This window comes from Duganella guangzhouensis (genome assembly GCF_009674535.1).
Taxonomy (GTDB): Bacteria; Pseudomonadota; Gammaproteobacteria; order Burkholderiales; family Burkholderiaceae_D; genus Rugamonas; species Rugamonas guangzhouensis.
Window position 1 is genome coordinate 74,133 of sequence record NZ_WKJK01000010.1, and the last position, 17,561, is coordinate 91,693.

Below are 17,561 nucleotides of genomic sequence, written 5' to 3' on the forward strand. Positions count from 1 at the left end.
ATTTGCGACAAGTTTCCCCCAGATTCCCATGAAGGTATTTCGAGGTCTTCCCAATGCAGCGGCACGCGCGCCCTGCGCGCTCACCATAGGCAATTTTGACGGTGTCCATCTCGGACATCAGGCGTTGCTGGCGCGCGTGCGCGCCGCCGCCACCGGTCTGGGCCTGGAAGCCGCCGTGATGACCTTCGAACCGCATCCGCGCGAATTCTTCGCGCAGAAGTCGGGCGACCTGACCAAGGCGCCGGCCCGCATCGCCAATCTGCGCGACAAGCTGCAATCGCTGTCCGACAATGGCGTCGACCGCGTGATTGTCGAGCACTTCTCGTCCTCGTTCGCGGCGCTGACGCCGCAGCAATTCACCGAGAAGGTGCTGGTCGAGGGCTTGCACGTCAAATGGCTGATGGTCGGCGACGATTTCTGCTACGGCGCCCGGCGCGCCGGCAATGTCGAGATGCTGCTGGAGGCCGGCCGTCATTACGGCTTCCACGTCGAGACGCTGCCGACCGTGATGAACGGCAGCACCCGCATTTCCTCCTCCGCCGTGCGTGCCGCGCTCGGCGAAGGCGACTTCCCGCACGCCGAAGCGCTGCTGGGCCATCCTTACGCCATTTCCGGCCACGTCGTCCACGGCCAGAAGCTGGGCCGCACGCTGGGCTTCCCGACCCTGAACCTGCGGGTGCCGCATCGTCCGGCGCTGGCCGGCATCTTCATCGTGCAGGTGCACGGCTTGAGCGAGCAGCCACTGCCCGCCGTCGCCAGCCTGGGCGTGCGCCCCACCGTCGACAACAGCGGCCGCGTGCTGCTGGAGGTGCACGTGTTCGACTTCGCGCAGAATTGCTACGGCAAACAGGTGCGCGTCGAATTCCTGCAAAAAATCCGCGACGAGGAAAAATACGTCGACCTGCCGACGCTGACGGCCGCCATCCACCGCGACGCCGACATCGCCCGCGCCTTCTTCGCCAAGCGCGCCACCGATCGAATTTGACCGCGCGATTTAGCTACGAGCGCCGGCTACACAGCATTCCTGAATACAGCATACATACACTGAACGCATACCATGTCCGATAACAAATCCGCAAAAAAGCCTGAGAGTAAATACCCGGTCAATATGACCGAAACCCCGTTCCCGATGCGCGGCGATATGGCCAAGCGCGAGCCGGGCTGGGTCCAGCAATGGCAAGAGAAGAAAATCTACGAGCGCGTGCGCAAGGCCGCCGCCGGCCGTCCTAAATTCATCCTGCACGACGGTCCGCCGTACGCCAACGGCGACATCCACATCGGCCACGCCGTCAACAAGATCCTGAAAGATATGGTGGTCAAGGCCCGCACCCTGGCCGGCTACGATGCACCTTACGTGCCGGGCTGGGATTGCCACGGCATGCCGATCGAGATCCAGATCGAAAAACAATACGGTAAGAACCTGCCGACCGCTGAAGTGCTGACCAAGGCGCGCGCCTACGCGCACGAGCAGGTCGAGCGCCAGCGCAAGGACTTCATCCGCCTGGGCGTGCTGGGCGAATGGCAGAACCCTTACCTGACCATGAACTACTCCAACGAGGCCGACGAACTGCGCGCCCTCGGCAAGCTGCTGGACAAGGGCTATGTGTATCGCGGCCTGAAGCCGGTCAACTGGTGCTTCGACTGCCAGTCGGCGTTGGCCGAGGCGGAAGTGGAGTACAAGGACAAGCGCGATCCGGCCATCGACGTCGGCTTCAAATTCGCTGAATTCGACAAGCTGGCCAAGGCCTTCGACCTGCCGCAGCTGCCGACCGAAAACGGCTTCATCGTGATCTGGACCACCACGCCATGGACCATCCCGTCCAACCAGGCGCTGAACGTGCATCCGGAACTGAAATACGCGCTGGTGCAGACCGAGCGCGATGGCCAGCCACTGCTGCTGATCCTGGCGCAAGACCTGGTGGAATCCTGCCTGGCGCGCTACAAGCTGGAAGGCGTCACCCTCGCCACCTGCGACGGCGCGGCGCTGGCCGGCATCAGCTTCCGTCACCCGCTGCACGCGTCGGACGCGTTCTACGACCGCCTGTCGCCGATGTATCTGGCGGAGTATGTCACCGCCGACAGCGGCACCGGTATCGTCCACTCGGCGCCAGCCTATGGCCTGGACGACTTTATCTCCTGCCGTTCGCATGGCATAAAGGACGCCAACATCCTGACCCCGGTGATGGGCGACGGCAAATTCGCCTCGACGCTGCCGCTGTTCGGCGGCATGACCATCTGGGAAGCCTCCAAGCCGATCTGCGCCGCGCTGAAGGACGCCGGCGCGCTGTTTGAAGTCAAGATGTTCGACCACAGCTACATGCACTGCTGGCGTCATAAAACCCCGATCATCTACCGCGCCACCTCGCAGTGGTTCGCCGGCATGGACGCGCATCCGAAAGACGGCGGCCCGACCCTGCGCCAGACCGCGCTGCAAGGCATCGACCAGACCGAATTCTTCCCCGACTGGGGCAAGGCCCGCCTGCACGGTATGATCGCCAACCGTCCCGACTGGACTCTGTCGCGCCAACGCCAATGGGGCGTGCCGATGGCCTTCGTGGTCCACAAGGAGACCGGCGCGCTGCACCCACGCACCCCTGAGCTGCTGGAGCAAGTGGCGCAGCTGATCGAAAAAGACGGCATCGCCGCCTGGCAGTCGCTGGAACTGAAAGACCTGATCGGCGACGAAGCTTCGCAATACGAGAAGAACAAGGACACGCTGGACGTCTGGTTCGACTCCGGCACCACCCACCAGACCGTGCTGCGCGGCTCGCACAAGGAGCAATCCGCGTTCCCGGCCGACCTGTATCTGGAAGGCTCGGACCAGCACCGCGGCTGGTTCCACTCGTCGCTGCTGACCTCCTCGATGCTGAACGGCGCGCCGCCGTACAAAGCGCTGCTGACCCACGGCTTCGTGGTCGATGGCGAAGGCAAGAAGATGTCCAAGTCGATCGGTAACACCGTCGCCCCGCAAGACGTCTGGAACAAGCTGGGCGCCGACATGCTGCGCCTGTGGGTGGCGTCGACCGACTACACCGGCGAGCTGTCGATCTCGGACGAGATCCTGAAGCGCGTGACCGAATCGTATCGCCGCATCCGCAACACGCTGCGCTTCCTGCTGGCTAACCTGTCCGACTTCGACGCAGCCAAAGACGCGGTGCCGGTGGCGGAACTGCTGGAGATCGACCGCTACGCCATCGCCAACATGGCGCAGCTGCAGAAGGAAATCCAACAGCACTACCTGCAGTATGAATTCCAGCCGGTGACCTCCAAGCTGCAGAACTACTGCTCGGAAGACCTGGGCGGCTTCTATCTGGACATCCTGAAGGACCGCCTGTACACCAGCGGCGTGACCTCGCACGCGCGCCGCTCGGCGCAGACCGCGCTGTGGCACCTGACCCAAAGCCTGCTGCGTTTGATGGCGCCGGCGCTGTCGTTCACCGCCGAAGAAGCGTGGGCCGTCTTCGCCGGCGAGCAAGGCTACAAGGACAGCGACGAAACCATCTTCACCCAGACCTGGTGGCAGTTGCCGGAACTGGCCGATGCCGATGCGCTGCTGACCAAGTACGCCACGCTGCGTACCGTGCGCACCGAAGTCACCAAGCAGCTGGAAGATCTGCGCACCTCGGGCGCGATCGGCTCCTCGCTGCAGGCGGAGCTGAGCATCAAGGCCGCCGGCGACAAGTTCACGGCGCTGGCCAGCCTGGAAGATGATCTCAAGTTCATCTTCATCACCTCGCTCGCATCGGTGAGCGAAGTGGCGGCGGAAGCGGATGAAGCGGTGGCGGTTGCCGCCTCGACGGCCGAGAAGTGCGAGCGTTGCTGGCACTACCGCGCCGACGTCGGCGCCCACGCCGACCACCCTACCCTCTGCGGCCGCTGCCACAGCAACCTGTTTGGTGCGGGCGAAAAACGCAAGTTCGCTTAAACTATGGCCGCCGCGCCCCGGCGAGACACCACGGGGTGCGGCGGTAACGCCGCCACAAACAAACAAGAAATTTTATGGCCACCAAAAAAATCTTCCCGACCAAGTCCTCCGGCAGCCTGACGCCATGGCTGGGCATTGCCGCTCTCGTCATCCTGATCGACCAGCTGACCAAGATCACCATCACCAAGACCTTCCAACTGGGCGAAGAGAAGTTCATTACCTCCTTCTTCAACCTGGTGCTGGCCTATAACAAGGGAGCGGCCTTCAGCTTCCTTAGCAATAGCGGCGGCTGGCAGCGTTACTTCTTCACCGCCATCGGTCTCGGTGCCGCCATCTTCATCGTCTACCTGCTGAAGAAAAACGCCAGCCAGCGCATGTTCGCGTGGGCGCTGTCGCTGATCCTGGGCGGTGCGCTGGGCAACGTCATCGACCGCCTGCTGTATGGTCACGTGGTCGACTTCCTGGATTTCCACTGGGCCGGTCTGGGCCACTTCCCGGCCTTTAACGTCGCCGATTCGGCCATTTGCATCGGCGCCGGCCTGTTCATCCTGGACGAACTGCGTCGGGTGAACAAATAACGGAGCCGCATCATGATGGAATTGACTGGTAAGAAAATCGTTCTCGGCCTGTCCGGCGGCGTCGCCTGCTACAAGGCGGCGGAACTGTGTCGCGCCTTCACCAAGGCCGGCGCCACGGTGCAAGTGGTGATGACCGAGGCGGCCACCCACTTCATCACCGCCGTCACCATGCAGGCGCTGTCCGGCCGGCCGGTGTACACCGACCAGTGGGACCCGCGCGTCAACAACAACATGGCCCACATCGACGTCACCCGCGACGCCGACGCCATCGTGGTCGCGCCCTGTTCGGCGGATTTCATGCGCAAGCTGGCGCACGGCGCCTGCGACGACCTGTTGTCGACCATGTGCGTGGCGCGGCCACGTCATGTGCCGCTGCTGATCGCGCCGGCCATGAACGTGGAGATGTGGCAGAACCCGGCCACCCAGCGCAACGCCGAAACGCTGCGCGAAGACGGCATCACCATCTTCGGTCCAGCGGCCGGCGACCAGGCCTGCGGTGAAGTGGGCCTGGGCCGCATGCTGGAACCGGAACAGCTGCTGGAAGAAGTGGTGGCCGCGTTCCAGCCCAAAGTCCTGGCGGGCAAACGCATCCTGATTACCGCCGGCCCGACCTTCGAACCAATCGACCCGGTACGCGGCATCACCAATCTGTCCTCGGGCAAGATGGGCTACGCGGTGGCACGCGCCGCACGCGAAGCCGGCGCCGAAGTGATGCTGGTGTCCGGCCCGGTGGCGCTGCCGGCGCCGTTCGGCGTACAACGCATCAATGTGCAGAGCGCACAGCAGATGTACGATGCGGTGATGAGCAACGTCGATCACCAGCACATCTTCATCGCGGTGGCGGCAGTGGCCGACTGGCGCATCGCCAACGCCAGCGAGCAGAAACTGAAGAAAAACCCGGACGGCACCGCGCCGGTGTTCAAGTTCGAACAGAATCCGGACATTCTGGCGACGGTGGCGGCGCGCACCAACCTGGCCGGCCATCCGTACTGCGTGGGCTTTGCCGCCGAATCGGAAAACCTGGTGCAGTTCGGCGCCGACAAGCGCGAGAAAAAAGGTATCCCTCTGCTAGTAGGGAATATCGGCCACCACACCTTCGGCCAGGATGACAACACCATCATCCTGTTCGACGAGAACGGCCACACGATTTTGCCGCGCGCCGACAAGCTGACGCTGGCGCGCCAACTGATTTCCGAGATCTCGAAACGGATCTCGCAACATTCACTATTCGCAAAATAAACAAACGCCACCTCATCATGGTGGCGTTTCACTAAGTAAATTATTGTAAAACTGAGTACATAAAAATATACCAACAATAGACATTTTGCTATTATTTGAGCTCCTTTTAACTTTCCTGGGGCCCTTATGAGCAATTCTCGTCGCAGTTTCCTGAAAACGGTCACTGCCGCTTCTGTCGCATCCACGCTCGGTAATACCGCAATTTTTTCCCAGGCATACGCCACCCAGATCTCGACCCGATACGGCACGGTAACGACCGACAACATTCCGGGCAGTGACAATACGCTGGGCATTGTCGGCGACGAGGTCACCTCCAAGTTCTATTATGCGTCCTCCGATGGGACGGTATTCAAGTACATGGCCAACGGCTATCTGACGTGGGCACTGGCATTGTCATATCAACGTTTGCGCATTGTCGCCAACCAGGCGGCGTCCGGGGCGACCGTCAAGGACCACTTCACCGCACAAGTTGATGCCTGCATCAGTGCCAAAGTGACTGACATTGTCTTGATGGGCGGCCAGAACGACCTGCGCCAAAGCACCTCCCTGGAGGATCTGAAAGCTGCCTGGACTACCGTGATCGCGCGCGCATCGGCGGGAGCACAAAGGGTTTGGTGGCTGACCCAGACGCCACTCAATTCGAGCGCCACTGGTGCAACTCAAGCTATACGCAACGCCATCCCAGCCCTCAACACATGGATTCTCAGCGAGGCGTCCAAATATGCGAATGTGGTTGCCATCGACGTTACTACCCCCGTAGCGCGCATTGCCGCCGACAATTTCACATCCTGGATCTATCCGTACAGTAAAGACAACGTCACTCCCATTAACGTCGCAGCGTTCTACATCGGCCGAGCCATTGCCACCAAATGGAACGCGGCCATCAGCAACAACTTTGAACTGGCTGTCGATCCGCAGGATGACATCGTCAGCGACCCGCGCTCGGTGAATATCGTCCACAACAGCCTGTTCACCGAAGGGCTGGGCGTGTCCTCATTCGACACCTTAAGTGGCGGCAGCGGGTATTCCAATAGCGGCTTCGACCTGATCTTCAGCGGCGGCTCCGGCACCGGCGGCGCGATTGCCAAGGCAGTGGTGACGAACGGCGTGGTCACCGGCATCACCATCATCAATCCCGGCAATTACACCGCTGCTCCAGACGTGAGCTTTGCAAATGGCGGTGGCAGCGGCGCCGCTGCCACTATCAAATTGGGGCCAGCAGGCTATGCCAATATCGACCGCGGCAATGTCACCGAACTCGTGTCCCACCCGGATGGCGCAAGCTACGGCAAACTGGCCAAGCTGACGGTGACTTTCCCCAATTACCAGAACTACTCGGGATTGCTCTACAACTACACGATGAATCGCGACATCATCAAGCACCTTGGCCCTAAAGACGTGTTCTCCGTCCGCTGCGAAGTCCATCGCGATGCACTCAGCGATAATCTGGCAGCGTGCGGCCCGTCCATCACCATGTACAAAGCCAACGGCGGCCGCTACTACCATAGCTGCGGCGTTTCGACGGATGACGAGGTGCTGCCTGCCGACGCCCAATTCCGCGCCGTGTTCCAGACGCCGCCGGCAGTCGTGGGGGACATGAATTCCGCCAGTCTGATGCTATACGTCGCCAATCCCGTGAACTACGCTACCGGTACCACGGCCACGGTCAAGGTCGGCCGCTTCAGTTGTTTGGTGCAGCCATCCGTGACCTATACCCGTGCCGACAAAGGCGTCGTCAATTTCCACCCTGGCCATTATCTGAATGTGTACGCGGATTGGGCCTACGGCCACTTTTCAAGCCAGGACAGCTTTGAAACCAGCTTGATAGAGACCACAACCTCGCCAGGCACCACGGCGGCGTGGCGCGGTATCGAACGGCCATGGTACTGGAAGGATCTGGAGCCGTCCAAAGGCGACTATCAACTGGAAGGCATCCAGAAATGGCTGGATGCCCTGCGTATCTACAAGAACAAGGATGGCACGCCCGTCGATAAATACCTGCTGGTCTATTTGCTGACCGACAGCTATACGGCCCCTGCCGCCAACTCCTTCCCGGCATACATTCTCACCGATCCTGAATACGGCGGTGGCGTGTACGAACACAATAACGCACAAGGTTATAAAACACGTTACGACAATCCGTACATTCAGGATCGCCTGATCCTGTTGGCACAAAAAATAGCCGAGCGTTTCGATAGCGATCCCGTGTTTGAAGGTTTCCGCATAGATGAAACCTCCGCTGGCGACACGCTGGCGAAAGTCCTGCAGAAATACAACTCGGATTACCAAAAGAGCGTCACCCTGACTGATTACGTCGAAGGCCAGGTGCGGATTGCCGTGGAAATGAATAAGGCATTCAAGCAGTCCTTGTTCACGATCGGCTTCAACTATGTGGCCGACCAAAAAGACACGCGCGTCGCCCGCATGCTGGTGCAAGCCGGTGTCGGCATCGGCGCGGTCGATATTATCCAAATCGAACCGACTCTGGCCGGCCAATACATGTCCTATGACATCATCAAGTCGACCTCGCGCTTTGTGCCAAGCCTGGCGCACTTCGATGCCGGCAACTACATGAGCAACGGTAGCACCATACAGGACGTCAGCACGGTCACCGACTTCGCCGCAACACACCTTAACGCCAGCCATATCAGTTGGTATCGCCAGTGGCCGTCCCAGTTGCCCAATAACTATAGGCAGTTGGTGACATACTTCAACGGGAAGAAAAGCCAGGCTGACTGGCAAAGCGCCGTCGGCTGCACTGACGGTCTGAATACGGTGCTGCCTGAGTCGATCAGCTAAGCGTCACAACCACCGGCCGCGTCTGCCCCACCGCAGACGCGGCATCCCAGCCGTTTCGGTTACAATCACGCCAAATCACTACTTGGTTAGAACATGTTTAGACGTATTGAAGCCCGAATTGTTAACGATCTCCTGGGCAAAGAAGTTCCGCTGCCGACCTACGCCACTGACGGTTCCGCCGCAATGGACTTGCGCGCCTGTATCACCGCAGCGCTCACCATTCCCGCAGGAGACCGCAAGCTGATTCCAACCGGGCTGGCGATCAACATGACGGACCCTGGCCTGGTAGCCATTGTGGCTTCGCGTTCCGGCCTGTCGCTGAAGCATCATGTGCATGTGGCACAAGGCATTGGCGTCATTGATTCGGACTACCACGGCGAAATCGGCGTCATTTTGGCCAACTCTGGCAACGAAGACTATGTTGTACAGCCTGGTGACCGCATTGCACAATTGATGTTCCAGCCGGTTGTTCAAGTTGCGCTGAACTTTGTCGACAACTTCACTACCGAAACCTCGCGCGGCCAGGGGGGGTTCGGCAGTACCGGCAAGAACTAACAAGCAAATGGAGATGCACACAGGGATGAACAAGATCAATCAATTCACCACCTTATCCCTGGCGCTGGCTGCGGCCACGGCTACGATCGCGCTGACCGGCTGCTCCACTTTCCAGTCCAAGCCCGCCGCGCCGGAGCCGGCGCCCGCCGTGGTCAGTACCGCGACCGAAGCGCCGCCGGTGGTCACCGCCAAAATGGCGGCCGCGCGCCAGCAACTGAGCCAGATGGTGACGCTGCAGGATCGTTTGTACCGCGTGGCCGGCCCGCTGCTGATCAACAATGCGGACCTGTGCCGCACCCAGGCGCGCAACCTGCTCGGCTTCACCGCCAAGAACAAATATTCCTATCCCGGCGAATTTTCCGATGCCGCCGCCGCAGTGCTGAACTACGGCGACCGCCTGGAAGTGGCCACCGTGCTGGCCGGCAGCGGCGCCGCCCGCGCTGGCCTGCGCAAGGGTGACGCCCTGATCGCCGCCGAAGGCAAGCTGCTGCCGGTGGGCGCCAATGCCGAAACCGAAGCGGCGGCCATTCTTGGCCCGCTGGTGACCAATAACAAATTCCTCAATCTGACCGTGCAGCGCGCCGGCGTCAATCAGCAACTGCGGGTGCCGGTGACGCGCGCCTGCGCCTTCAAGATCGACATCGGCAACTCGGACAACATCAACGCCTATTCCGACGGCCAGCGCGTGATGATCACGCGCGGCATGGTCAACTTCGCGCAGAGCGACGACGCCATCGCCTACGTGCTGGCCAAGGACATCGCCCACAATGTGCTGGGCCATGCCGCGACCACCAAGCAGGCTTACACGGTGGGCGGCATCATCGACAATCTGGTCGCGGTGCGCCCGGACCTGACGATGCTGATCGGGACCGCCGGCGTCAAGCCGATGCCGCCGGAACTGGATGCGGCGGCTGACCAGCTGTCGCTGTACATGGTGGCGCGTGCCGGCTATGACATCAGCGGCGCGCACGCCTTCTGGCAGCGTCTCGCCACGCAGTATCCGGCCACGGTGCTGAACGGTTACACCGCCAACCATCCAAGCCTGGCCTATCGCCTGACCGCCATCGACAAGAGCGTGGCCGACATCCGCAAGAAGAAAGCGGCCAATCTGCCACTGGTTCCCTGATTGAAGGAGCGCGCCATGAATAAAGTCGGCCTGATCGCAGTCGCGTTAATGCTGATGTTGCTGGCGGCCGGCTCGGCGCAGGCGGCGCAATGGGTGCGCACCGGCGGCGCCAAGGGCGCCAGCTACTACATCGACAAAGCCAGCGTGGTGAAGACCGACAAAACCCGCAAGGTGTGGTCAATGCAAAGCTACACCCGCATGCAAAAAACGCCGGAAGGCCGCTTGTACCGCTCGGTGAAAATGCTGCACACGTATGCGTGCGAAGACCACACCAGCACCCTGATGGCGCAGATCTACTACCCCGACGCCATGGGCAAGGGCGAGCCGGTGGAAAACTACAAATTCGAGAAGTTCAATCCGGAAGAGATTGTGCCGGACAGTCCATTCGACAGCGCGCTGGAAGTCGCCTGCAAGCTCTAACCAGGGAAATTTGGGAACACCGTCGCCATCAGCCAGGTGAGCGCGACGCACAGCAGTACCGCGACGATCAGCACGATCAGCAGGCGACCGAATTTGGGTGCGCCGTCATCTTCTTTACCTGGCATCGCTATTCCCTGCAATGTTTGAAGAGCCGTAGTATATTCCATTCATGGACTCCATCGACCTCGAAGTATTGAAAACCAGCGCCAGCTGGATCGCCGCTGGCAAGCGCTGTGAACTCATCACGGTCATCAAGACCTGGGGTTCCAGTCCGCGCCCGATCGGCGCCACGCTGGCCATCTGCGAAGATGGCACGGTAATCGGTTCGGTGTCCGGCGGCTGCATCGAGGATGATCTGATCGCGCGCGTGCGCGACGAAGGCATCAGCCGCAACGTGCCGGAAATCGTCAGCTACGGCATCACCGCCGACGAGGCGCACCGCTTCGGCCTGCCGTGCGGCGGTACCATCGAACTGTCGATCGAGCCGCTGTCGGAACGCAGCCGCATCGACGAACTGCTGCAACGGCTGGAGCGGCATGAACTGGTGCAGCGTCGGGTCGACCTGCACAACGGCGACGTGGAACTGTCGCGCGCCGCGCCGGGCGCGCAGTTGCAGGTCAGCGAGCAGGCCATGGTTACCATCCACGGCCCGCGCTGGCGGCTGCTGATTATCGGCGCCGGCCAGCTGTCGCGCTTCCTGGCGCAGATTGCCACCGCCATGGATTACCATGTCATCGTCTGCGATCCGCGCGAAGAGTACCGCGCCGGCTGGCAAGTGGATGGCGTGCAGCTGGTGCACGATATGCCGGACGATATCGTGCTGTCGTTGAGGCTGGACCGGCGCAGCGCGGTGGTGGCGCTGACCCATGATCCAAAGCTGGACGACCTGGCGCTGATGGAGGCGCTGAAGTCGGATGCCTTTTACGTCGGCGCCATCGGCTCGCGCAAGAACAACGCCAAGCGCCGCGAACGGCTGCTGGAATTCGACCTGTCGCCGGAACAGCTGGCGCGCCTGCACGGCCCGATCGGGCTGTACATCGGCAGCAAGACGCCATCTGAAATCGCCATCTCGATTCTGGCCGAGATGACGGCGATTAAAAACGGCGTCCCCACCGACATGATCGTGCCGCACGCCGCCGCGCCCACCAAAGCGGGCGACGCCGTCTGCGTGGTGCAAAGCGGCGCCGTGTAGCAATTCAACAGCAAGAACCGACTAGTCCACCGCCCTCCCATACGCGACAATACCCGCATGAACACCGCCAACCTACTCCGTCTTATTCTGCTGGCCGCCATCTGGGGCGGTTCCTTCCTTTTCATGCGCATTGCCGCGCCGGTGCTGGGCGCTGCGGTGCTGATCGAATACCGCGTGCTGTTCGCCGCCATCTTCCTGGCGGTCGTCGGTGTCTTTTTGAAAAAGTCGCTGGACCTGCGCAAGAACTTGAAGCACTACTTCATCCTCGGCCTGTTCAACTCCGCGCTGCCGTTTCTGATGTTCGCGTTTGCCGCGCGCACGCTATCGGCCTCGGTGCTGGCGGTGTTGAACGCCACCACGCCGCTGTGGGGCACGCTGATTGCCGCCGTCTGGTCGCGCACCATGGTCAGCGGCAAAGTGCTGCTCGGCCTCGCGCTTGGCACCTGCGGTGTCGCGCTGCTGGTGGGCTTCGATCACGTCAGCTCCAAGCCTGGTGCCGGCATCGCGATCGCGGCGGTGCTGTTCGCGTCCTTCAACTACGGCATCGCCAGCAATTACGCCAAGCAGGCCAAGGCGGTGGAGCCGTTCGCCAACGCGCACGGCTCGATGTGGACCTCCGCGCTGATGGTGCTGCCGGTGGTGCCGTTCTTCCCGGCGCCTGGCGAGCCGACGGTCGGCATCATGGCAGCGGTGCTGGCGCTGGCGGTGCTGTGCAGCGGCGTGGCGTACCTGATTTACTTCCGGCTGATTCAGGACGTCGGCCCGTCGTCGGCGCTGACGGTGACCTTCCTCAGTCCCCTGTTCGGCATCCTGTGGGGCGTGCTGTTCCTGGGTGAGACGGTTGGCTGGTACACCTTTGCCGGCGCCGCCATCGTCATCACCGGTACCGCGCTGGTGACCGGCTTCCGTCCCAGCTTCCGGCTGAGCGCACGCAGCGCATGAAGCCCTACAAACTGGCGCTGCCGCCCGATTACCGGCTGGACGACGTGCTGGCCTTCCACCGTCGCGATGCCGAAAGCATTGCGGAGGAAGTCAGCGCCGAACGCCTGCGCAAGGGCGTGCTGCTGGATGGCGTGCCGGTGGTGCTGGACATCGCGCTGCCGCCCGCCGGTGCCGGTGCCGAAGCACGCGTCAGCGTGCAAGCGGACAGCCCGCTCAGCGCGGCGGGACGCGAACAGGCGCGCGAGGCGGTGCTCAATATCCTCGGCCTGCGCATCGATCCGGCGCCGTTCTGCGCCTTCGTCAAAAAGGACAAACTGTTCGGCGCACTGGCGCGCAAGCAGCCCGGCCTGCGCATCGTCCAATCGGCCACCGTGTTTGAAGCGCTGACCTGGGCCATCATCGGCCAGCAGATCAACCTGTCGTTCGCGATCGCGCTGCGCCGCAGTTTCATTCTGCAGGCCGGCCGCCAGCACAGCAGCGGCTTGTGGTGCTACCCGGACGCGGACAGCGCAGCCGCCCTGTCGGTGGATGATCTCACCAGCCGCAAATTCTCGCGCGCCAAAGCGGAAACGCTGCTACGCCTCGCCACCCTGGTCGCCAATGGCGAATTGCGGCTGGAACTGGCGGACGACAACAGCATCGACCAGATCTCGGCCGCGCTGCTGGCCGTCAAAGGCATCGGCCCGTGGACCGTCAACTACGGCCTGCTGCGCGGCTATGGCTATGCCGACTGCTCGCTGCACGGCGACGTCGCCGTGCGCGCCGCGCTGCAAACGCTGATGGGCGCCGACCAGCGTCCCGACATCAAACAGACCGAAGACATTCTGACCCGCTACAGCCCTCACCGCACCATGGCCGCCGCTCACCTGTGGGCCAGTCTGCACCCGCGCGACTAAAAACCGCTTGAGCCTCACGCAACGTCAGGCTTTACGCTCTCCATATCAACCACAAGGAGAGCAGCATGCAGAAACCAAGCGCCTGGATCACCGCCACCGCCATGCGCGCCACCATGGCGGTTCGCGCCCGACTCGCGGAAGACAGCTGGCACGAAGCGCAGCAGCGCGGCGTGCGGCAATACGTGATTCTCGGCGCGGGGCTGGATACCTACGCCTATCGCGCCCCGCTGGCGCCTGACACGCGCGTGTTTGAAGTCGACCTGCCCGCCATGACGCAATGGAAGCGCGAATGCCTGCGCGCGGCCGACATTCCCGAGCCGCTATCGGTAAGCTATGTCTCCACCGACCTCACCACCGGCGCGCTGAGCGAGGACCTGCAACAAGCCGGCTTCGATCCCGCGCTGCCAGCCTGCTTCTGCTGGCTCGGCGTCAGCATCTACCTGAAGCCGGACCAGGTGATGCTCACCCTGCGTGACATCGCCGACTGCGCACCAGGCAGCAGCATCGTATTCGACTACTGCGTGCACCGGCGCCACCTGAGCGAACAGGAATGCGCGGGACTGGACTTCGTCGCTGGCACGCTGGCGGCACAGGGCGAGCATCTGCACAGCAGCTTCGAGCCGCCGCTGCTACAACACATGCTGCACCACCACGGCTACCGCCACATCGAAGACTTCGACGCAAGCGCGCTGCAAACGCTTTACGGCGCGCCGCTCAGCGGAATTTTCCGCCTGATGCGCGCCACGGTTTAAACTATGACGCATGGAGAAGAACGTACTGAAAATCGGTGAACTGGCCGCGCGTTCCGGCCTCACCGTACGCGCGCTGCATCACTACGACGACATCGGCCTGCTGAAGCCATCGGCACGGGCCGAATCCGGCTATCGCCTGTACAACCGCGACGACGTCGCGCGCCTGCACAAGATCCAGGCGCTGCGCAAATTCGGCATGTCGCTGGCCGACATCGCCACCTTTCTCGCCAGCTCCGACGCGCCGTTTGCCGACGTGGTCTCGCAGCAGATCGCTGCGCTGGACAAGCAGATCGAACAAGCCTCCACACTGCGCGGACAACTGAGCCGCCTGCAACAGCAGATGGAAGGCGACAGCGCGCCCGAACTGGAAGACTGGCTCGGCGCCCTGGAGCACATGAAGCTGTACGAAGAATACTTTACGCCAGAAGAGCTGCGCCGCCTGCCGTTCTGGCAGCAGGACGCGCGCCGCAACGCCAGGTGGCGCGCGATGACGGCGGAATTGCAAGCGCTGATGGCGCGCGGCGTGTCGACCGACAGCGTGGAGGCCACCACGCTGGCACAACGCTGGATGGAAGCGCTGGAGCAGGACACCGGCGCCAATCTCGAATTCGCGATCCGCATGAACGCCATGCTGGTGCAGCAGAAGCACGCAGGCGAACAATCGCCGATCAGCGACAAGGTCAAACAATACATCTATCTGGGCGAAGCGTTCAGAGCGCGCAAGATGGCGCTCTACGCCCGATACCTCAACGAAGCGGAAATGCAGACGCTGCGCGCCGGCATGAACCAATCCAGCGCCGCCTCGACCCAGTTGTATCTCGACCTGCAGCGCCAGATGGAAAACGGCGTGGCGCCGGAAGATCCGACATCGCAAGCGCTGGCGCGCGCATGGCAGCGCATGATCAACGAACATACCGGCGGCAGCCCGGAACTCCAGGCCAAGATCGACCTGGCGCACGACAACGAACCGGATCTGCTGAAAGGTACCTGGGTCAAGCCGGCCACCGTGGCCTACATCCGCCAGGCCGTGGCTGCTTGCGGCAACGATTGATACGGCATAAAGTACAAGCCTGATCCCCGCCCTACGATGGTGTCTTATGGACGACCATACCAACAGCCTCTACGAAACCGACGCCCTGATCTGGACTGAAACCCAGATCGCCCTGCTGCGCGCCGGCAAATTCGATCAGCTGGATGTGGAAAACATCATCTCCGAGCTGGGGTACGAAGTGCGCAAAGACAAACGCCAGGTGGCACACCGGATGCGAGGCTTAATCAGCCATTTGCTCAAATACCAATACCAGCCGCAGCGAATCTGCAAAAGCTGGACGCAGACCATCCATCAGCACCGCCTCAAAATAGACGCCGTGCTAAAGCAAATGCCCAGCTTGCGTCCCTCGCTGGACGAATACGTCATGGATGCCTATCCGAAAGCGGTGAGGGACGCCGCGCAAGAAACCCGGTTGCCGCTGTCCATTTTTCCGCGCAAATGCCCGTACACCACATCGCAAGTCCTTGACGAGGACTTTTTTCCCGACGAAAACGAAAAAGCCGTTGATCCCTAACGGCATCAACGGCTTCGAATTTGGTTGCGGGGACAGGATTTGAACCTGTGACCTTCGGGTTATGAGCCCGACGAGCTGCCAGACTGCTCCACCCCGCGTCTGTGCCGTTATTATAGGGCAAATCCGTCGCTTAGGCAATATTAATCCCAACATCTCCGATGATAGATCGAATAAATGCCATTCGCCCGCGCCGGCAGACACGCCGCGCAGCCGGCAATCGGTGTAAAGTAAGCATAAAACCGACTTGATCCCTTGTTTATGAAATTCTGTTCCGAATGCGCCTCCCCCGTCAGCCTCAGCATCCCGGCTGGCGACAACCGCCCCCGCTACGTGTGCACCAGCGCCAGCTGCGCCACCATCCATTACCAGAATCCGAAAATGGTGCTGGGTTCGATCCCGGTATGGGAGCGTGACGGCGAACTGCAAGTGCTGCTGTGCAAGCGCGCGATCGAACCGCGCTACGGCTATTGGACGCTGCCGGCCGGCTTCATGGAAAACAATGAAACCACTGGCGAAGCCGCCGCGCGCGAAACCCGTGAAGAAGCTGGCGCCAATATCAAGCTTGGCAATCTGTTCACGCTGCTGAACGTGGCGCGCGTGCACCAGGTCCATATGTTCTACCTGGCCGAACTGCTGGACCTCGATTTCGCGCCCGGCGAGGAAAGCCTGGAAGTGCAACTGTTTCGCGAGCAGGACATCCCGTGGGATGACCTGGCCTTCCCCACCATCCGCACCACGCTGGAACTGTTCTTTGCCGACCGCGTCAAAATCCGCGAAGGCGGCAGCTACGGCTTCCACACCCAGGACATCACCCGCAACATGCGCTCGGATAACGAACCCACGTGATCCCCTGGCTCGACATCCACACCCCATTCCCCGACGTCGCGCAAGCGCTGACGAAGGACGCGCCCGGTCTGCTGGCGGCCGGCGCCGACCTGTCGCCGCAGCGCCTGCTGATGGCGTACCAGAATGGCATCTTCCCGTGGTTTTCCGAAGGCCAGCCTATCCTGTGGTGGAGCACCGACCCGCGCATGGTGCTGATGACCGACCAATTCCGCATCGCCGACTCGCTGAAGAAAACCCTGCGCAAGGTCGAGCGCAGCCGACAGGAAGGCGGCCGCTGGCAAGTGCGCTTCGACAGCGCCTTCGAACAAGTGATGCGCGCTTGCGCCGAGCCGCGCCGCGACGGCCCCGGCACCTGGATTTCGGAAGACATCATTGCCGGCTATGGCGGCTTGCACCGCATGGGCTATGCACATTCGGCCGAAGTCTGGCTGGATGATGAACTGGTCGGCGGCGCCTACGGCGTCAGCATCGGCCGCATGTTTTATGGCGAATCGATGTTCGCGCGCGTCACCGATGCTTCCAAGATCGCCTTGTCCTACCTGGTGCGCTTTCTGCGCGAACAAGGCGTGCAGATGATCGATTGTCAACAAGAGACCGGCCACCTGGCCTCGCTGGGCGCGGCGCCGATTCCGCGCGCACAATTCCTGGCGCATCTGCGCAACAGTATTGAATTGCCTCAGATCACCGCATGGGAACCAATTGCACCACTGGCCCCAGCCGGTTAAG

General features: G+C 61.8%; 17 protein-coding genes and 1 tRNA gene. 16 read left to right on the top strand and 2 right to left on the bottom strand.

All coding sequences use genetic code 11. The annotated features are described in order from the left end of the window. The first annotated feature begins 28 nt into the window (after positions 1–28). The 8 genes from GJ699_RS19335 to GJ699_RS19370 all read left to right on the top strand — a co-directional run bounded on the left by GJ699_RS19335 (position 29) and on the right by GJ699_RS19370 (position 10,642). A complete protein-coding gene (locus tag GJ699_RS19335) occupies positions 29–985 on the top strand; it encodes a bifunctional riboflavin kinase/FAD synthetase (RefSeq protein WP_154379273.1) in 957 nt (318 codons plus the stop codon). 72 nt (positions 986–1,057) lie between these two features. Beyond that, positions 1,058–3,925 carry an isoleucine--tRNA ligase gene (gene ileS / locus GJ699_RS19340; protein WP_154379275.1) on the top strand — a complete coding sequence of 956 codons (2,868 nt, stop codon included), beginning with the start codon at positions 1,058–1,060 and terminating at the stop codon, positions 3,923–3,925. Between the two features lie 74 nt (positions 3,926–3,999). After that, positions 4,000–4,503 carry a signal peptidase II gene (gene lspA, locus GJ699_RS19345; protein WP_154379277.1) on the top strand — a complete coding sequence of 168 codons (504 nt, stop codon included), beginning with the start codon at positions 4,000–4,002 and terminating at the stop codon, positions 4,501–4,503. 15 nt (positions 4,504–4,518) lie between these two features. Further along, on the top strand, positions 4,519–5,742 hold the full coding sequence (coaBC, locus tag GJ699_RS19350; protein ID WP_195763600.1) for a bifunctional phosphopantothenoylcysteine decarboxylase/phosphopantothenate--cysteine ligase CoaBC: 1,224 nt from the start codon (positions 4,519–4,521) through the stop codon (positions 5,740–5,742). A gap of 126 nt (positions 5,743–5,868) precedes the next feature. Further along, complete coding sequence (locus GJ699_RS19355; protein ID WP_154379281.1) at positions 5,869–8,541, top strand: SGNH/GDSL hydrolase family protein; 2,673 nt, start codon at positions 5,869–5,871, stop codon at positions 8,539–8,541. A gap of 93 nt (positions 8,542–8,634) precedes the next feature. Next, positions 8,635–9,096, top strand: coding sequence for a dUTP diphosphatase (gene dut, locus GJ699_RS19360; RefSeq protein WP_154379283.1), 462 nt, complete (start codon positions 8,635–8,637; stop codon positions 9,094–9,096). A gap of 25 nt (positions 9,097–9,121) precedes the next feature. Beyond that, entirely contained in the window at positions 9,122–10,222 is a 1,101-nt protein-coding gene (locus GJ699_RS19365; protein ID WP_195763591.1) for a M48 family metallopeptidase, read from the top strand. A gap of 15 nt (positions 10,223–10,237) precedes the next feature. Continuing rightward, the gene (locus GJ699_RS19370; protein WP_154379287.1) at positions 10,238–10,642 is read left to right on the top strand and encodes a surface-adhesin E family protein; all 405 of its coding nucleotides are present in this window, start codon (positions 10,238–10,240) and stop codon (positions 10,640–10,642) included. Here the strand turns inward: GJ699_RS19370 and GJ699_RS34205 are convergent. Further along, positions 10,639–10,809 carry a hypothetical protein gene (locus GJ699_RS34205; RefSeq protein WP_195763602.1) on the bottom strand — a complete coding sequence of 57 codons (171 nt, stop codon included), beginning with the start codon at positions 10,807–10,809 and terminating at the stop codon, positions 10,639–10,641. The two genes, GJ699_RS19370 and GJ699_RS34205, sit on opposite strands and share 4 nt — an antisense overlap. Positions 10,810–10,811: 2 nt before the next feature. Here GJ699_RS34205 and GJ699_RS19375 point away from each other — a divergent pair, with 2 nt between their 5' ends. Genes GJ699_RS19375 through GJ699_RS19400 form a run of 6 tightly spaced genes read left to right on the top strand, consistent with a single transcriptional unit; the run spans position 10,812 to position 15,989 of the window. Beyond that, the gene (locus tag GJ699_RS19375; RefSeq protein WP_154379289.1) at positions 10,812–11,834 is read left to right on the top strand and encodes an XdhC family protein; all 1,023 of its coding nucleotides are present in this window, start codon (positions 10,812–10,814) and stop codon (positions 11,832–11,834) included. A 57-nt stretch (positions 11,835–11,891) separates the two neighbouring features. After that, positions 11,892–12,776: a DMT family transporter gene (locus GJ699_RS19380; RefSeq protein ID WP_154379291.1), complete on the top strand. Its 885-nt coding sequence runs from the start codon at positions 11,892–11,894 to the stop codon at positions 12,774–12,776. Next, entirely contained in the window at positions 12,773–13,672 is a 900-nt protein-coding gene (locus tag GJ699_RS19385; protein WP_154379293.1) for a DNA-3-methyladenine glycosylase family protein, read from the top strand. Before GJ699_RS19380 ends, GJ699_RS19385 begins: the two co-directional genes overlap by 4 nt. A gap of 44 nt (positions 13,673–13,716) precedes the next feature. Further along, positions 13,717–14,424: a class I SAM-dependent methyltransferase gene (locus GJ699_RS19390; RefSeq protein ID WP_371867604.1), complete on the top strand. Its 708-nt coding sequence runs from the start codon at positions 13,717–13,719 to the stop codon at positions 14,422–14,424. A gap of 10 nt (positions 14,425–14,434) precedes the next feature. Then, on the top strand, positions 14,435–15,475 hold the full coding sequence (locus GJ699_RS19395) for a MerR family transcriptional regulator (protein ID WP_154379296.1): 1,041 nt from the start codon (positions 14,435–14,437) through the stop codon (positions 15,473–15,475). A gap of 46 nt (positions 15,476–15,521) precedes the next feature. Then, positions 15,522–15,989 (top strand): DUF29 domain-containing protein, encoded by a 468-nt coding sequence (locus GJ699_RS19400; RefSeq protein WP_154379298.1) that lies wholly within the window; start codon positions 15,522–15,524, stop codon positions 15,987–15,989. A 21-nt stretch (positions 15,990–16,010) separates the two neighbouring features. Here the strand turns inward: GJ699_RS19400 and GJ699_RS19405 are convergent. Beyond that, a tRNA-Met gene (locus GJ699_RS19405) sits at positions 16,011–16,087 on the bottom strand. A gap of 160 nt (positions 16,088–16,247) precedes the next feature. Here GJ699_RS19405 and GJ699_RS19410 point away from each other — a divergent pair. After that, positions 16,248–16,835: an NUDIX hydrolase gene (locus GJ699_RS19410; RefSeq protein ID WP_154379300.1), complete on the top strand. Its 588-nt coding sequence runs from the start codon at positions 16,248–16,250 to the stop codon at positions 16,833–16,835. After that, positions 16,832–17,560 (top strand): leucyl/phenylalanyl-tRNA--protein transferase, encoded by a 729-nt coding sequence (aat, locus tag GJ699_RS19415; RefSeq protein ID WP_371867599.1) that lies wholly within the window; start codon positions 16,832–16,834, stop codon positions 17,558–17,560. Before GJ699_RS19410 ends, aat begins: the two co-directional genes overlap by 4 nt. Position 17,561 lies beyond the last annotated feature (1 nt).

Coding starts and splice junctions, on each gene's coding strand:
- GJ699_RS19365 (WP_195763591.1), top strand. CDS start 9,122: ATGAACAAGATCAATCAATTCACCACCTTATCCCTGGCGCTGGCTGCG.
- GJ699_RS19335 (WP_154379273.1), top strand. CDS start 29: ATGAAGGTATTTCGAGGTCTTCCCAATGCAGCGGCACGCGCGCCCTGC.
- coaBC (WP_195763600.1), top strand. CDS start 4,519: ATGGAATTGACTGGTAAGAAAATCGTTCTCGGCCTGTCCGGCGGCGTC.
- ileS (WP_154379275.1), top strand. CDS start 1,058: ATGTCCGATAACAAATCCGCAAAAAAGCCTGAGAGTAAATACCCGGTC.
- GJ699_RS19375 (WP_154379289.1), top strand. CDS start 10,812: ATGGACTCCATCGACCTCGAAGTATTGAAAACCAGCGCCAGCTGGATC.
- GJ699_RS19395 (WP_154379296.1), top strand. CDS start 14,435: ATGGAGAAGAACGTACTGAAAATCGGTGAACTGGCCGCGCGTTCCGGC.
- GJ699_RS19385 (WP_154379293.1), top strand. CDS start 12,773: ATGAAGCCCTACAAACTGGCGCTGCCGCCCGATTACCGGCTGGACGAC.
- GJ699_RS34205 (WP_195763602.1), bottom strand. CDS start 10,809: ATGGAATATACTACGGCTCTTCAAACATTGCAGGGAATAGCGATGCCA.
- GJ699_RS19355 (WP_154379281.1), top strand. CDS start 5,869: ATGAGCAATTCTCGTCGCAGTTTCCTGAAAACGGTCACTGCCGCTTCT.
- GJ699_RS19400 (WP_154379298.1), top strand. CDS start 15,522: ATGGACGACCATACCAACAGCCTCTACGAAACCGACGCCCTGATCTGG.
- GJ699_RS19380 (WP_154379291.1), top strand. CDS start 11,892: ATGAACACCGCCAACCTACTCCGTCTTATTCTGCTGGCCGCCATCTGG.
- GJ699_RS19410 (WP_154379300.1), top strand. CDS start 16,248: ATGAAATTCTGTTCCGAATGCGCCTCCCCCGTCAGCCTCAGCATCCCG.
- lspA (WP_154379277.1), top strand. CDS start 4,000: ATGGCCACCAAAAAAATCTTCCCGACCAAGTCCTCCGGCAGCCTGACG.
- dut (WP_154379283.1), top strand. CDS start 8,635: ATGTTTAGACGTATTGAAGCCCGAATTGTTAACGATCTCCTGGGCAAA.
- GJ699_RS19370 (WP_154379287.1), top strand. CDS start 10,238: ATGAATAAAGTCGGCCTGATCGCAGTCGCGTTAATGCTGATGTTGCTG.